15 protein-coding genes and 1 tRNA gene are annotated in these 15018 nt (G+C 63.6%); 10 read left to right on the top strand and 6 right to left on the bottom strand.

From position 1 onward, the window contains the following. Positions 1–50 precede the first annotated feature (50 nt). The 3 genes from APH36_RS21910 (at position 51) to APH36_RS21900 (ending at position 1929) form a co-directional block, all read left to right on the top strand. Positions 51–836: a hypothetical protein gene (locus APH36_RS21910; RefSeq protein ID WP_060500269.1), complete on the top strand. Its 786-nt coding sequence runs from the start codon at positions 51–53 to the stop codon at positions 834–836. Beyond that, complete coding sequence (gene rimI, locus APH36_RS21905) at positions 833–1288, top strand: ribosomal protein S18-alanine N-acetyltransferase (protein WP_060500236.1); 456 nt, start codon at positions 833–835, stop codon at positions 1286–1288. The genes APH36_RS21910 and rimI overlap by 4 nt, the downstream gene beginning before the upstream one ends. A 65-nt stretch (positions 1289–1353) precedes the next feature. Then, the gene (locus tag APH36_RS21900; RefSeq protein ID WP_060500234.1) at positions 1354–1929 is read left to right on the top strand and encodes a D-Ala-D-Ala carboxypeptidase family metallohydrolase; all 576 of its coding nucleotides are present in this window, start codon (positions 1354–1356) and stop codon (positions 1927–1929) included. On the opposite strand, the gene APH36_RS21895 is transcribed toward APH36_RS21900, so the two are convergent. Beyond that, positions 1869–2786 (bottom strand): LysR substrate-binding domain-containing protein, encoded by a 918-nt coding sequence (locus APH36_RS21895; RefSeq protein ID WP_060500268.1) that lies wholly within the window; start codon positions 2784–2786, stop codon positions 1869–1871. The two genes, APH36_RS21900 and APH36_RS21895, sit on opposite strands and share 61 nt — an antisense overlap. 183 nt (positions 2787–2969) lie before the next feature. Between APH36_RS21895 and APH36_RS21890 the strand changes: the two genes are divergently transcribed. Next, positions 2970–3584 carry a LysE family translocator gene (locus APH36_RS21890; protein ID WP_060500231.1) on the top strand — a complete coding sequence of 205 codons (615 nt, stop codon included), beginning with the start codon at positions 2970–2972 and terminating at the stop codon, positions 3582–3584. A 252-nt stretch (positions 3585–3836) separates the two neighbouring features. Here APH36_RS21890 and APH36_RS21885 read toward each other — a convergent pair. Then, positions 3837–3913 (bottom strand) — tRNA-Met (locus APH36_RS21885). A 95-nt stretch (positions 3914–4008) separates the two neighbouring features. Then, complete coding sequence (locus tag APH36_RS21880) at positions 4009–4932, bottom strand: FecR domain-containing protein (protein ID WP_060500228.1); 924 nt, start codon at positions 4930–4932, stop codon at positions 4009–4011. A 191-nt stretch (positions 4933–5123) separates the two neighbouring features. Here APH36_RS21880 and APH36_RS21875 point away from each other — a divergent pair, with 191 nt between their 5' ends. The 3 genes from APH36_RS21875 to APH36_RS21870 all read left to right on the top strand — a co-directional run bounded on the left by APH36_RS21875 (position 5124) and on the right by APH36_RS21870 (position 7817). Further along, the gene (locus APH36_RS21875; RefSeq protein WP_060500226.1) at positions 5124–6338 is read left to right on the top strand and encodes an MFS transporter; all 1215 of its coding nucleotides are present in this window, start codon (positions 5124–5126) and stop codon (positions 6336–6338) included. A gap of 100 nt (positions 6339–6438) precedes the next feature. Beyond that, on the top strand, positions 6439–6576 hold the full coding sequence (locus APH36_RS32155) for a hypothetical protein (protein WP_003247435.1): 138 nt from the start codon (positions 6439–6441) through the stop codon (positions 6574–6576). An 83-nt stretch (positions 6577–6659) separates the two neighbouring features. Then, positions 6660–7817, top strand: a complete 1158-nt coding sequence (locus tag APH36_RS21870) for an MFS transporter (protein ID WP_060500224.1) — start codon at positions 6660–6662, stop codon at positions 7815–7817. 7 nt (positions 7818–7824) lie between these two features. Here the strand turns inward: APH36_RS21870 and APH36_RS21865 are convergent, their stop codons facing one another. Both APH36_RS21865 and APH36_RS21860 read right to left on the bottom strand, forming a co-directional pair. Then, positions 7825–8781, bottom strand: a complete 957-nt coding sequence (locus APH36_RS21865; protein WP_060500222.1) for a FecR domain-containing protein — start codon at positions 8779–8781, stop codon at positions 7825–7827. Then, complete coding sequence (locus APH36_RS21860; RefSeq protein WP_060500220.1) at positions 8768–9283, bottom strand: sigma-70 family RNA polymerase sigma factor; 516 nt, start codon at positions 9281–9283, stop codon at positions 8768–8770. The genes APH36_RS21865 and APH36_RS21860 overlap by 14 nt, the downstream gene beginning before the upstream one ends. 171 nt (positions 9284–9454) lie before the next feature. Between APH36_RS21860 and APH36_RS21855 the strand changes: the two genes are divergently transcribed. The 3 genes from APH36_RS21855 (at position 9455) to APH36_RS21845 (ending at position 13719) form a co-directional block, all read left to right on the top strand. Next, positions 9455–10081, top strand: a complete 627-nt coding sequence (locus APH36_RS21855) for a DNA-3-methyladenine glycosylase (RefSeq protein ID WP_060500218.1) — start codon at positions 9455–9457, stop codon at positions 10079–10081. A 126-nt stretch (positions 10082–10207) separates the two neighbouring features. After that, entirely contained in the window at positions 10208–11260 is a 1053-nt protein-coding gene (ada, locus tag APH36_RS21850) for a bifunctional DNA-binding transcriptional regulator/O6-methylguanine-DNA methyltransferase Ada (RefSeq protein WP_060500217.1), read from the top strand. A gap of 56 nt (positions 11261–11316) precedes the next feature. After that, positions 11317–13719 carry a DUF3772 domain-containing protein gene (locus APH36_RS21845; protein ID WP_060500215.1) on the top strand — a complete coding sequence of 801 codons (2403 nt, stop codon included), beginning with the start codon at positions 11317–11319 and terminating at the stop codon, positions 13717–13719. 27 nt (positions 13720–13746) lie between these two features. Here APH36_RS21845 and APH36_RS21840 read toward each other — a convergent pair whose 3' ends face one another. Beyond that, entirely contained in the window at positions 13747–14964 is a 1218-nt protein-coding gene (locus APH36_RS21840) for a DUF3422 domain-containing protein (protein WP_060500213.1), read from the bottom strand. Positions 14965–15018 lie beyond the last annotated feature (54 nt).

Below are 15018 nucleotides of genomic sequence, written 5' to 3'. Positions count from 1 at the left end.
GCGTACACGTTAGAATGCCCAATTGTTTTCGCCCCCTGGATACCCGCCCCTTGCTGACCGAACCCCGTCGCCGCGCCTACCTTTCCGCCATGCAAGTGGTGCACTGGCTGCCGCGCGCCGAACTGGCGTTCGCCGCACCGTCGCGCCCCGAGCTGCTGCTGCTGGTGGCACCGGTCGAGGACATCGATTTCGAGGTCAGGCCGGCACCGGCTGCAAACAATGCGCCCGCCGCCCCTCAGGCTCGCTCCGGCGAGCGGCCAAAAATCGAAATCCCGCGCCCGGGCAGTGCGCCCAAACCGGCTGCCAAGCCTGTCGAGGCCGAGGAACAGCCCGCACCGCCGCGACCTGCCCCCGTGCCGCCCCCGCGTTTCTCGCTGCAACTGCTGCGCGCCGGCAGTTGCCTGCTGCTGGTCGAACTGGCCACCGGCCAGCCGTTCCAGAGCCGCGACCCGTCCTACCTGCTGCTCAAGGACATGCTGCGCGCCGCCGGCCTGCCTGACGCCCCGCAGATCATCGGCGAACCGGTGCGCTGGCCCTTGCTGGTGCGAGGCAACATGGACCAGGGGCCGGAAGCCGCGCGTGATTTTGTCCGGGGTTTTGTCCAGGCGCGCCTCGAAGATGCCCCGAGCACCTGCCTGTGGCTGATCGGCCTGCCGGCGCTGCGCTTTGCCGCCAATGCCGACGCCGACGCCTATTACCAAACCCTGACGCTCGACGGCCTGGGCGATGCCTGGGCACTGCCGGGCCTTGAACTGTTGATGGACGAGCCGCAGCGCAAGGCGGACGTCTGGAAAGCCATGCGCCAGCTGATGGCGCGCTGGAAGCGCGTTGAATGAGTGAATCGATCAGTTTCCGCCCGATGACCGAGGCGGATCTGGATGCCGTACTTAAGATCGAATATGCCGCGTTCAGTCATCCCTGGACCCGCGGGATCTTTCTGGATGCGCTCAAGTCGTACGAAATCTGGCTGATGTTCGACGGCCAGCAGCAGGTAGGCCATGGCGTGATCAACGTGATCATCGACGAGGCGCACCTGCTCAACATCACCGTCAAACCTGAAAACCAGGGCCGTGGCCTGGGCCTGCGCCTGCTGGAGCACCTGATGGCCCGGGCCTACCAGCTCAATGGTCGCGAGTGCTTCCTGGAGGTGCGTGCCAGCAACCAGTCGGCCTATCGTTTGTATGAGCGCTACGGCTTCAACGAAATCGGCCGCCGCCGCGACTATTATCCGGTTGCCGGGGGACGCGAAGACGCGCTGGTGATGGCGTGCACCCTGCTTGAGGACTGACCGAGCATAGCCGCTACCACCTCTGGCCTGGTTTTCTTTGTTCTCTATGCACGGATGGATAAAGGATGAAAAAACGGCTTCTGGTGGCGGGCCTGCTGATTGTTGGTGCTGCACATGCCGACGAACGCGACCTGTGGATGTTCGCGCAATGGGCTGGCGAGCATCAAACCCGGCCTTTCCGTGAAATGCTGGTGGATGCCCGTCTTTACGGTGTAGTGCCTATCCACCAGTTGCTGCGCTCGGCCTCGGACTGGAGGCTGTGCCAGGCGTCTCCCTTTGCCGTGCCGCCTGCCAGCAACTGGTCGGCTGTACGTTCGACCCTCTCGCTGATCAAGACGCTTGATGATCAAGGCATCCTGCGCCCGTTCGAAGTGGTCTCCGCCTACCGGAACCCACGCCTGAATACTTGCGCGGGCGGTGCTGCCAACAGTGCCCATACCCGCGCCTTCGCCGTCGATATCCTGTTGCCGGCCTGGGCTGATCCCAACCCGCTGTGCCGCTTCTGGCAGCAGTATGGCCAGGCCTGGAACATGGGCCTGGGGCGCTATCCGTCCGGGCGTATCCATGTGGACACCGCCGGCTATCGCACCTGGGGCGGCGATGGCAGCGCTGGCTCGTCGTTCTGCATCAAGCCCAAGTGAGCCAGGCAGCGCTGGCATTCGCGTGTGACCCATTCGGCAAAACGCTGGCGCTTGCCGCCGTCTTCGACCGGCTGTGGGCTGAGCAGGTAGTAGGCTGAACCATCGCGCACAAAACCGAAGGGCGCCTGCAACTGCCCGCTGTCGAGTTCGTCGCGCACCATCAGGGCTGAGGCCATGGCCACGCCCAAGCCGGCGCTGGCGGCCTGGATCGACAGGTAGAAGTGCTCGTAGTCGCTGCGTTCGTTATGCCGCGCCTGCTGGCCGCTGAGGCGTAACCAGGTGGGCCAGGCGCCGGGGCGGGTGGTGCTGTGAAGAAGGCGCTGGCCGTTCAGCGGGTTGGGGGCGGTAGGGCGGCACACCGGGCCGATCCATTCGTCGCAGATTTTCTGGTTGTACAGCTGGTTATCCCAGTGAAAGTCGTCGCGGCGGATTGCCAGGTCGACACCGCTACGGGCGAAGTCCAGCGGCCCGCCTGCGGCTACCAGGTGCAACTGCAGGTCGGGGTGGTCGGCATGGAAGCGAGGCAGGCGCGGGATCAGCCAGCGCATGGCGATGGTCGGCTCGCAGGACAGCACCAGCACATTGTCGCGGGCCTGTTGTTGCAAGCGCTGCACGGCGCCTTCGAGCTGTTCGAAGATTGCCTGGGTAGTGCCTTGCAGGGCGCGGCCGGCTGGGGTGAGGAAAATGGCCCGGTTACGGCGTTCGAACAGGTCCACGCCGAGGTGTTCTTCAAGCAGGCGTACCTGGCGGCTGACGGCGCCGTGGGTGACGTGCAGGTGCTCGGCGGCGCGCACGAAGCTTTCGGTCCGGGCGGCGATGTCGAAGTAGCGGAGGGCGTTGAGTGGCGGCAGTTTCATGGTTTGCATGTTTTCAGGCCCGGCCTCTTCGCGGGCACGCCCGCGAAAAGGCCAGTACTGGCAAAACACCTCTGTGAGAAAAACTATCAGATATGCACCACTATAAATCGATTTTTCCATGTTCATGAGCGATCGATAATCCCCTGGTCTGTGCATTTCCATCGCCTATCGAGAGCCTCCCGCATGACCGAACTCATCGCCGTCGCCCTGTTTACCTTGCTCGCCGTCATCAGCCCTGGCGCCGATTTCGCCATGGTCACCCGCAGCAGTTATGCACAGGGCCGAAGGGCCGGGCTGGCCGCTGCCGTGGGTATTGCGCTGGGCGTGCAGGTGCACGTGCTGTACACGGTGTTGGGCATTGCAGTGCTCATCAGCCAGAGCCCGACATTGTTCTTCACCATGAAAGTGCTGGGTGCGGGCTACCTGATCTATCTGGGCTACCAGTCATTGACCAATACCCGGCGCATCAGCCTGGAGGGTGTAGGGCAAACCGCTGGTGGCGTGCTGCAAGCCCTGCGAACGGGCTTTCTGACCAATGCCCTCAACCCCAAGACCATGTTGTTTGTCATCAGTGCGTTCACCCAGGTCGTCCAGCCCGGCAGCCCGTTGGTGCTGGACTTCGCCTACGGCGCGTTCATGTCCTTTACCCATTGGCTGTGGTTCAGCCTGGTGGCGGTGTTCTTCTCCAGCACGGCACTGCGCAAGGCCATGATCGAACGGCAAATGCTGGTGGACCGTGCCATAGGCCTGGCGCTGATCGGGCTTGGCCTTGCGGTAGCCGTAACCGGCATACGGTGAAGTGTCGATTGCATGACGGGGGGATGGCCATGGCAGGCGCCTGCAGCCAGCCCGCTTTTTATCTGCAACCAGTGCCTTTCGAGTCAGGGGCTGAAAGCGATAGCCCTGATCGTGATCGTGATCGTGGCATTGGCTCTGGCGCTGTAGTTGCAGCAGGGGCGGCCTTGGCTGCAAGTGAGGGTATTGCCCGGCGCTAACTTTTTCGCAGGCAAAGAAAAAGGGCTTACCTTGCGGTAAGCCCTTCGTCTTGTTTGGTGGCTACACAGGGACTTGAACCCCGGACCCCAGCATTATGAATGCTATGCTCTAACCAACTGAGCTATGTAGCCGATGGCGCGCATTATTCTCTTGAACGCCCCCCCTGTCAACACTCATTTCAAAAAAAATTTGCACGCTTTCAAAAACTTAGCGGCCGGGCGCGGTTTCAGCGCACTACAAGCCAGTGGCCGAGCACGCCCTGAAGCTGCAAATGCTGGGCCGCAGCCAAGGCTTGCAGGCTTTCCTGTGGCCGGTCGAGGTTGAAATCACCGCTTACGCGCCGATGAGCCATGTGTTCATCCATCATCCACAGGCGTTGCCCCTGGTACCCGGCAAGGCGCTCCAGCACCTGCCCCAGAGGCATGTCGGTGGCTTTCAGGCGGCCGTTGCGCCAGCTATCGGCGGTTTTCAGGTCGGCTTTCTGCACTGGGTCGATACGCATGTCATCAAAGGTAACCCGCTCACCCGCCGAGACCATGCGTTGATCCCCCCCTTGGGTGACCATGGCCTTGCCACTGATTACCACGAGTTCATCATGATCTGCATGGCGGGCGACCAGCAGGCGAGTGCCGAACACCTGGATGCGTGTGCTGCCCACTTCCACTTCCATCGCCCGTCCATCGAGCACAACCTCCAGGTACACCTGGCCCTGCACCAGGTGCAGTTGACGCGTACGGCCGCGCAGGTCGACGTTCATGGCGCTGGCGCTGTCCATGTTAAGCGTGGTGCCATCTGCCAGGCGCGTGCTGCGGCGTTCGCCCACGTCGGTGTGCAGCTCGCTGGCCAGGCGCTGCATCAGCGGCCAGTAGAGGTAGGCTGCGGCGCTTAATACAAGCAGGAACACAAGTGCCAGCCATTTGCCCAGGTGACTGCGGCGCACGGTGACCTGCCGTGAGCGGGGGCGGGCGGGTGGTGGCTGCAACTGCTGCCAGAACGTTTCCAGCTCTGCATAGGCGCGAGCGTTATCGGGGGCCTGGCACCAGGCCGCGAATGCCTGGCGCTGGGCTTCGTCACAGCCGGGTTGGCGCAATAGCGAAAACCACTCCAGCGCTTCCTGCTGTGGGTCGGGCTGCAGTTGCATGGCGGGCATCGGGCTCATGGGTAGGTCTGCTCACGATAGGGGCCGTTTCGCCCAACGATGACAGGGGTATGGGTCAAGGATGCTAATTATATTGAGAACCATTTTCAAGTAGGTCGCGACGGAGGGATAAAAAAGGTAGCTATGTATCTATTTGTTTCCTGATAATCGGATCCCAAACCTGAGGACGGAGATTTAGGCAAATGGCCATCAGTAGTGCCTCCACCGCGTCCACCCACGCAACGGCAAACCAAGCCACGCCGCTGGTGATGCGCATCATTGGTTTCTGCGCCCTGGCGCACCTGATCAATGACCTGATCCAGTCGGTGCTGCCGGCGATCTACCCGATGCTCAAGGCCAACTACGACCTGAGCTTTGCCCAGATCGGCCTGATCACGCTGACGTTCCAGATCACCGCTTCGTTGCTGCAACCCTGGGTCGGCTTTTTCACCGACCGCCGGCCGACACCGAACCTGTTGCCGATGGGCACCTTGTGCACGCTGGTGGGCATCGTGATGCTTGCCTTCGTGGGCAGCTTCCCGATGATCTTGCTGGCCTCGGCGCTGGTCGGTATCGGCTCATCGACGTTCCACCCGGAAACCTCGCGTATTGCACGCTTGGCCTCTGGCGGGCGCTTCGGCCTGGCCCAATCGACCTTCCAGGTGGGCGGCAACACCGGTTCGGCCCTGGGCCCGCTGCTGGCGGCGGCCATCGTCATTCCATTCGGCCAGACCCACGTCGCCTGGTTCGGCCTGGCCGCGCTGTTCTTCTTTGGCGTGACCTTGATGCTGCGTGGCTGGTACAAGGAGCACCTCAACCAGGCCAAGGCGCGCAAGGCGGTGCAAGCCACCCACGGCATCTCGCGCAACCGGGTGATCGCGGCGCTGATCGTGTTGGGCTTGCTGGTGTTCTCCAAGTACTTCTACATGGCCAGCTTCACCAGCTACTTCACCTTCTACCTGATCGAGAAGTTCGATGTGTCGGTGGCCAGCTCGCAGCTGCACCTGTTCCTGTTCCTCGGCGCGGTGGCGGCCGGCACGTTCTTTGGTGGGCCGATCGGTGACCGCATCGGGCGCAAGGCGGTGATCTGGTTCTCGATTTTGGGCGTGACGCCGTTCACCTTGGCACTGCCGTATGCCGACCTGTTCTGGACCACGGTGTTGAGCGTGGTGATCGGCTTTATCCTGGCGTCGGCGTTTTCCGCGATCGTGGTGTATGCGCAGGAGCTGGTACCGGGCAGCGTGGGCATGATCGCCGGTATCTTCTTCGGGCTGATGTTCGGCTTTGGCGGCATTGGTGCGGCGCTGCTGGGGTATGTGGCGGACCTGCGCGGCATTGAATATGTGTATGGGGTATGCTCGTTCCTGCCGCTGTTCGGCTTGTTGGCGGTGTTCTTGCCGTCTACGGGTAAACGCTGATATCACTGGGGCTGCGTTGCAGCCCCGACGATTGACGACCTGACACCCTTGGCCTAGAGTGCCGCCTCTTTTTCCAACCACCTGCGTAGTAGTCAAAGCAATGCGCCGTACCCAGTCCCTGCCACACGCCCGTCAGCCTGCCTTCCAGGCCTTGCGTCGTGCGTGGCCGAGCGACACGGTGCTCAAGCGCCGCCGCAGCGTGCTGTTTGCCTTCACCTTCTCGCCACACCTCGCCTGAACTGATCTGCGCTTTTGCGTCGCTCGCCACCCTGGCGTGCGCGCCTGTGTCTGCACGTCTTTTCTGTTTGCAAGGAGTGGTACATGAACATGCGTTTGCTGGCGGGCCTGTTGTTCGCCGTGTCGGTCGTGGGTTTCAGTTTGGGGGCCAGCTTGCCGCTGGTGTCGTTGCGCCTGCATGAGGCGGGGGCGAGCACCCTGGAAATCGGCATCATCTCGGCCATCCCTGCTGCGGGCATGATGCTCTCAGCGTTTCTGGTCGATGCCTGCTGCCGTCACCTCACCCGGCGCACCATCTACTTGCTGTGTTTCAGCCTGTGCACGGTCAGCATTGCTTTGCTCGAGTCGGCATTCGGTTCGTTGTGGCTGCTGGCGCTGCTGCGCCTGGGCCTCGGGCTGGGCATGGGGATTGCCATCATCCTCGGCGAGTCGTGGGTCAACGAGCTGTGCCCGGAGCACAACCGCGGCAAGATCATGGCCCTGTATGCCACCAGCTTCACCGGCTTTCAGGTGCTCGGCCCAGCCATGCTGGCGGTGCTGGGTGCCGATAGCCCGTGGATCACCGGGGTGGTCACCGCCTGCTATGGCCTGGCGCTGCTGTGCATCGTGCTGACCGTGCCCAACGACCATGTCGAACATGAAGAGGGCGAAAAGAGCTTTGGCTTGGCCGGGTTCTTCCGTGTGGCGCCGGCGCTGTGCGTGGCCGTGCTGTTCTTCTCGTTCTTCGATGCCGTGGTGCTGTCGCTGTTGCCGGTGTATGCCACCAGCCATGGCTTTGCCGTGGGCGTCGCGGCGCTGATGGTGACTGTGGTGTTTGCTGGCGACATGCTGTTCCAACTGCCGCTGGGCTGGCTGGCCGACCGGGTGGAGCGCACCGGGCTGCACCTGGTGTGCGGGCTGGTGGCGATGGCGATCGGCATCGGCCTGCCTTGGCTGTTGAACCTCACCTGGCTGCTGTGGCCGCTGTTGGTGGTACTGGGCGCGGTGGCAGGGGGTATCTATACCTTGGCGCTGGTGTTGATCGGGCAACGCTTCAAAGGCCAGGACCTGGTCACTGCCAACGCCAGCGTAGGGTTGCTGTGGGGCGTGGGGAGCCTGATCGGGCCGCTGCTCAGTGGCGCGGCAATGAATGTGGCGCCACATGGCTTGCCCATGGCGCTGGCGCTGATGGCCGGGTTGTTCGTGTGTTTTGCCAGGCAGTCGTATCGGCGTGCTGGGCGCATCCGCGCTGTAGCGCAATGATGACCTTTCAGGCTGCGCCGACGTTTACCCAGAAGCGTGTCCGGTAGTCGACCCGCACAGGCAGGCTGCGAGTGAGCAGTTGCAGGACCCGCTCGGTGTCAGCCAACTGAAAGGTGCCAGACACTTTCAAGCTTGCCACTTCAGGCGCGCAGCGCAACAGGCCTGGACGGTACCGGCCGAGTTCGGCGACAAATTCGGCCAATGGCATCTGCTGCACACTGAGAACACCGTCGGTCCAGCCCCATGGGTCGCTGTGCAGCGTCACTGCGTGGATGCTGCCATTTGCCCCGACCTGCAAGGTTTCGCCCTGCTCGATTTGCCGCGCAGACGCGGAGGAGGGGAACAGCGTAACTTCACCACGACGGACCGACAGCAGCAGGCCCTGGCTGTTTTCGCGCAGCAACAGCTGGCTGCCGAGTGTGGTCAGCGCGCCGACATGGGTGTCGATACGGAACGGTCGGTTGTCATTCGGGTTGCTGTCCAGGCTGACCTCGCCGTGGATCAGTTCCAGCCGGCGCTGCGCTGCGCTGTAGCGCAAGTCGATGGCGCTGGCGGTGTTGAGCTGGATGCGGCTGCCGTCGCTGCCTTGCCATTGGCGCCGTTCACCTGTGGCGGTGCTGCTGTCGGCCAGCAGTTGTGGCAGGCCCAACGGTTCGCGTGCAGCCCAGCCCAGGCTGCCGCCCACCGCCAAGAGCCCCAGCAACTTAAGGTGGTTTCGGCGGCTGACGCGTTGGCGCTGGCCGCCATCCAGGGTGCGCCGGCTCAGGTCCTTGGGCAACGCGGCCATCTCGTCACTGAGGTGGCTGACACGTTGCCAGGCCAGCGGGTTGTGCGGGTGGCTGGCCAGCCATTGCCGGAACTGTTGCTCGGTGCGTGCGCTGGGGCGGTCGAAACGCAGTTTTACCAGCCAGTCGATCGCCTGGTCGACCTGTGCCTGCGCGGGTGTGCTGTCAGGTGTCGGCATAGCGCAACCGGTAGCAGACGCCCAGGGCCTTGGCCAGGTCGCGCTCGATGGTGGCGCGGGATACGTCCAGCTGGTGGGCGATCTGCACGATGCTCAAACCGTCCAGTTGGGCCAGCAGAAACGCCTGGCGTACACGCGGTTTCAACTGGTGCAGGGCACGGTCCAGGCGCTCCAGGGCATCGAGGATGACCAACCGTTCTTCCTCGCTGGGCACTTCAGCCTCGGGCAAGTGCGCAAGGCTTTCCTGGTAGGCCCGCTCCAGCGCGCGGCGGCGGAACTGGTCGATCATCAGGCCACGGGCGATGCTGCTGAGGTAGGCGCGCGGCTCTTTCAGCGGTGATACCTGGCGGGCGCGCAGCAAGCGTACGAAGGTATCCTGAGCCAGGTCGGCGGCATGCTCGCCGCAACCGACCCGGCTACGCAACCAGCCGCGCAGCCAGGCATGGTGGGACTGGTACAGCAGAGCGACCTCGGCCGGTTTGAGCGTGTCGTTGATCTGCATCGTAGCGAAGGCCCGGTCCCTTGATGTGTGCGATTGTGAATTGTTCTCAATTCTATGCGGGGATGATGGCGTGGAGCAATGGTATGCCAGGAATTAGCCGAGCAAGAACCGGCGTTTGCCCGATGAACGGCTGCGCTAAGCTGGACCTGCAATCGACTTGATGGAGCCGCCATGATTCTTGCCGACCTTTCGCCGCAGGCCTACCGCGAGGCGACCGATTACCTGGCTGCGCTCGACCCGGACTGGTCGCGGCACATTGCTGCCATTGGGCCCTGCCTGCACCAGGCCACACCGGGGCGTGAGCCTTACGAGGCGTTGGTAAGGGCGATTGCCTACCAACAGCTGCATGCCCGCGCCGCAGAGGCGATCCTTGGCCGGTTGCTGGCGCTGTTCCCGCAGGTTGCGTTCCCGGCACCTGAGCAACTGCTGGCTGTCAGCCCGGACACCCTGCGTGCCTGTGGGTTTTCGGCAAGCAAGATGGCCACGGTGCAGGGCATTGCCCAGGCCCGGCTGGAAGGCCTGGTGCCGACGCGGGAAGAGGCATTGGCCATGGCTGATGAAGCCCTGATCGAGCGCCTGGTGGCATTGCGTGGGGTAGGGCGGTGGACGGTGGAGATGCTGCTGATCTACAGCCTGGAGCGGTCGGACATTCTGCCAGTGGACGATTTTGGTGTGCGCGAGGGCTATCGACGGCTCAAGGGGCTGGAGAAGGCGCCAACGCCTGCGCAGATGCGCTCGCTGGGTGGCGGCTGGCGGCCTTACCGTACCGTGGCGGCCTGGTACCTGTGGCGGGCCTGAGGCTTTTGCACTGCCTGTGCCGGCCCTTTCGCGGGTGAACAATTCTCAAGCACCGTGGAGTACCTGTGGGAGCGGGCTTGCCCGCGAAGAGGCCGGTACAGGCAACCACTTATCCGGAATTTCTAGATGAACCACTACACAACCCCTGACCAACGTTGGCAAGCCGTCGAGTCCCGTGACTCCAACGCCAGCGGCCACTTCGTCTACGCCGTGCGCACCACCGGCGTCTACTGCCACCCCGGTTGCAAGTCTCGCATGGCCAAGCGCAGCAACGTCGAGTTCTACGACACCCCCGTTGCCGCCGAAGCGGCCGGTTACCGCGCCTGCAAACGTTGCATCAGCAAAGCCAGCACCAGCCGCCACAGCCAGTTGGTCACCCGCGCCTGTCGCCTGATCGAAACCTGCGACCCTGCCCCCAGCCTCGACCAGCTCAGTGCGCAACTGGCTGTCAGCTCCTTCCACCTGCACCGTTTGTTCAAGGCTGAAACCGGCGTAACCCCCAAGGCCTACGCCACCGCCTTCCGCGCCCGGCGTGTGCGTGCGCACCTGGAAGACGGTGAGCGTTCAGTCACTGACGCCATCTACGATGCGGGCTACAACTCCAACAGCCGCTTCTACGAAAGCGCCGGTCAGCGCCTGGGCATGCGCCCCCGGCAATTCCGTGCTGGGGGTACCGGGGCAACGATCCATTTCGCCATTGGTCAGTGTTCACTGGGCGCGATCCTGGTGGCCCAAAGCGAGAAGGGTATTTGCGCGATTCTGTTGGGCGACGATCCCGAGGCCCTGTTGCAAGACTTGCAGGACCAGTTCCCCAAAGCCCGTCTGATTGGCGGCGACAGCGCCTACGAACAGCTGGTTGCCGAAGTGGTGGGCTTCGTCGAAGCCCCGGCGCTGGGCCTGACCTTGCCGCTGGATGTACAGGGCACGGCGTTTCAGGAGCGGGTGTGGCAGGCCCTGCGCGAGGTGCCGGCCGGCAGCCGGGTCAGCTACACCGACATCGCCGAGCGCATCGGTGCGCCCAAAGCGGTGCGTGCAGTCGCCATGGCCTGCGCGGCCAACCACATTGCCGTGGCCATCCCGTGTCACCGGGTTGTGCGTCGGGACGGCGACATCAGCGGCTACCGCTGGGGCGTCGAGCGCAAACAGCAGCTACTCAAACGAGAGACGGCACTCTCCTGATGGCTTGAAGCCGCGTAGAATCCCCCGCCAAATCGAGTTGTAAAGAGGAATAGTCGATGAGGCGTGTCAGCCTTGCCCGTTATTGCGCAGGCCTAATGGTCCTGCTGTTGGCGCTTGCCAGCCCGGCGTGGTCGGCCCCGGCCACGCCATTGTCCAACCTGGCGGCAGCCGAAGCGCCAGCGCTGGATGAAAACGCCAGCATCGAGCAACTGAGCGACCGGTTGGATCAGGTCCGTCAGGGCGTCACCAGTGACGCCAACGACGACCTGCTGTCGCAATTGCGCCTGGCCGCGATGCAGGTGCAGCGCCAGGCGGACGCCTTGAGTGCGCAGCGCACCACCGATGTGGAAAAGCTCGACGACAAGCTGAAGGTGATTGGCCCGGTCCAGCCGGACGAGGCCGCCACCCTGACCCAGCAGCGCAAAGCCCTGGAGGCCGAAAAGAAGGCGCTGGTGGCCCAGCAGGATCAGGCCACCAAGCTGACCCAGTCAGCACGCGACCTGTCCACGCAGATCGTCAACCTGCGCCGCAGTCAGTTCAACTCGCAGATCACCAGCCGTGCGGCCTCGCCACTGAGCCCGGCGTTCTGGCAGAGCATCATCCGCCCCACCCAGGACGACGTGGCGCGCCTGCGTGACCTGCGCGGCGAGGCAGCCGATACCATCAGCAGTGCCTTCAGCGCCGATAACCGCTGGCTGTTCATTACCAGCCTGGTCGCGGCGATTCTGGTCTGGACCTTGGTGCGTGGGCTGTTTGAGCGCTTGCTGGCCAATGCCATGGTGGGCTGGTTACCTGAGGGTCGCCTGCGTCGCAGTGCCTTGGCCTTGGGCGTCAGCCTGGCAACCCTGGGCACCATCGCCGGTTCTGTTTCGCTGCTGCGCTGGGGGCTGGAGAGCAGCGCCGAGCTGGGCAGCGATATCGCCAGCCTGACCAACCACATTCTCGCCCTGGTGGTGTTCAGTGCCTTCATCACTGGCCTGGGCCGCGCCATGTTGATGCTGCAGCGTCCGTCCTGGCGGCTGCCGCCGATCCACGACGAAGTGGCCAGCGCGCTGGGCTGGTTCCCCAAGGTGCTGGCATTGGCACTGATGGTCATGATGACCATGGAGCGGATGAACAGCGTGATCGGCGCCAGCCTGGCGCTGACGGTGGCCGTCAACGGGCTGACCGCGCTGGTGGTGGCGTTCATCTTTGCCGGCGCGTTGCTGCGTTACCGCCGCACCCTGCGCAAGCATGACCTGGAGCGCCCCACGGGCCTGGCCGGGCTGATCCCGTTCGTGATGGTCATCTGGTTGTCGTTGATTCTGCTGGCGCTGCTCACCGGTTACCTGACGCTTGCCTACTTCCTCACCGCCAAGTTGCTGTGGGTCAGCCTGGTCGTCACCTGTGCCTACTTGCTGACCACGTTCTTTGGCGACCTGTGCGAAACCCTGTTGTCGCCGCGTCAGCCCGGTGGCCTGGCACTGGCTTCTACCCTGGGCCTGGCGCCGCGCCATCAGGCACAGGCCAGCACCATCCTGGCCGGCATCGGCCGCACCATCGTGCTGTTCCTGGCGCTGTTGCTGGTATTGATGCCATCGGGCACCAGCCCCAGCGAACTGTTGCTGAGCCTGGGCGACTGGGACGGCACCGGTGGCAAGCTGCTCGGCAACCTGAACATCGTGCCGCAGGACATTCTGCTGGCCCTGGCGATTTTCTTCGGTGGGCTGTTCGCCATTCGCGTGGTCAAGCGCTGGCTGAGTGATCGCCTGCTGCCGGAAACCGACATGGACGCCGGCATGCGCGCCTCGCTGGTGACCCTGGTGGGTTACCTGGGCTTCCTGTTCCTGGCCATGCTGGTGATGTCGACCTTGCGCATCAACCTCACCAGCCTGACCTGGGTGGTCAGTGCCCTGTCGGTCGGTATCGGTTTCGGTTTGCAGCAAATCGTGCAGAACTTCATCTCCGGCCTGATTCTGCTGACCGAGCGCCCGGTAAAGGTGGGCGACTGGGTGAGCCTGGCAGGTGTCGAGGGTGATATCCGCCGCATCAACGTGCGCGCCACCGAGATCCAGATGTCGGACCGTTCGACGGTGATCGTGCCCAACTCGCAGTTCATATCGCAGAACGTGCGCAACGTGACCATGGGCAATGCATTGGGGGTGGTCGGCATTACCCTGACGCTGCCACTGGAAACCGATGCCAACCGTGTGCGCGAGCTGCTGCTGGCGGCGTACCGCGAGCATGAGGCGATTCTGGATGCACCGGCCACTTCGGTGTCGTTCAAGGACTTGACCAGCAGCGGAATGGTGATTGGCGTGAGTGGTTATGTAGCCGGGCCGCGCCAGGTATCGGGTACCCGCAGTGACCTGCTGTTCACCATTCTCGGGCGGTTGCGCGACGAAGGCATTGCGCTGTCATCGCCACAGAGCATGGTGCTGGTGCAAGAGGGCGCTCGCCCCGCTGACGAGTCGGTGTAAAGAGCGGGGGCGCCAAGCGCCCCGACCTCAATGCTGCTTGGCTTGCCGGATCCGCAGCAAAATCACCAGCAACACCAACAACACTGGCGGCGCCATGGCCAATAACCCATCCCGCGCCGTCAGCCCTAACCCCAGCACATTCAGCCCGCCATACAGCAGCTTGAACAGATTCAGCAGGTAGTAGGTGATGGCGATGATCGACAGCCCCTCCACTGCCCGCTGGATCTTTACCTGGGCATCAGCCCGGGCATTGAGGCTGTGCAGAATGCCGGCGTTCTGTTCTTCCATTTCCACTTGCACCCGCGCCTGCAGCAAGTCGCCAAGGTTCGCCACGTTCTTCGCCAATTGTTCCAGCCGCTGCTCGGTAGCCGCGCAGTAGCGCACGGTCGGCTTGAACCGACGCTCGATGAACACCCCCAAGCGCTGACAGTCACCCACATGGCTCTCCCGCAGTTCACCCAGGCGTTCGAACACCAGTTGTGCATAGGCTTGGGTGGCGCCGAAGCGGTGGCGGGTTTTTACCGTGCGGCTTACAACCTGGCGTGACAGGTGGGCAATGGCTTCCAGCAGCCCTTTGGAGTCATGCCCTTCACCGCCGGCACTGCGCTCGGAAAGGGTGACCAGGGTTTTGTCGAAGGCATCCAGTTCCTGGCTCAGGGCCTTGGCCGTAGTCAGGGTGAGCGAGGCCATCATCCGGTACGTCTCGATCTCCAGCAGGCGGCGGATCATGCGGCCCTGGCGGTAGGCATTGAGGCGGCGGTTGATGAACAGGAAGCGGTTGGTGCCGTCCTCGGTCAGGCGGAAGTCACTCCACACCACCGCATCGCCACCACCTACGCACGAGCCGCAGGGGTCTTTGAAACCGTACTGGGGCAGGTCCAGGCCTTGCTCGTCGCGTACCAGCACCTGCACGGCGTTGATCATCTGTGCCGCCTGCGGGGCGATGGCCTCGGCCAGCACGGGTGGCAGGGCTTGCCACTCGGTATCGGCAGCTGTGCAGGGCACTACCAGTGTCAGGGTGAAGAACTCGGTGTGCCGTTCCCACTTGAACGGGTGGCCGTCCAGGCGGGTGATGCCTTGGGCTGCCGTTGCGTCCAGGGCATCCGGGCTGCAGCGCTGCAGCAGGGCCGCACAGGCAGCATCACCGCCGAGCAGGGCCAGGTGGAAGACATGCGCCGGGCCGTCGAAATACAGCGACGGGCGGGCGTGCAGTTCGTTGTGCAAGGCAGTGCGTTGAGGGTGCATGGGTGGTCCGGCCTGGTGTTGTGATTGTGGGGGTACCAGGAAGTGGGACTTTGC

The organism is Pseudomonas sp. NBRC 111133, assembly GCF_001320605.1.
Lineage (GTDB): Bacteria > Pseudomonadota > Gammaproteobacteria > Pseudomonadales > Pseudomonadaceae > Aquipseudomonas > Aquipseudomonas monteilii.
Note: the sequence above shows the minus strand (reverse complement) of the source record. Positions and strands in the feature narration are given on the sequence as shown.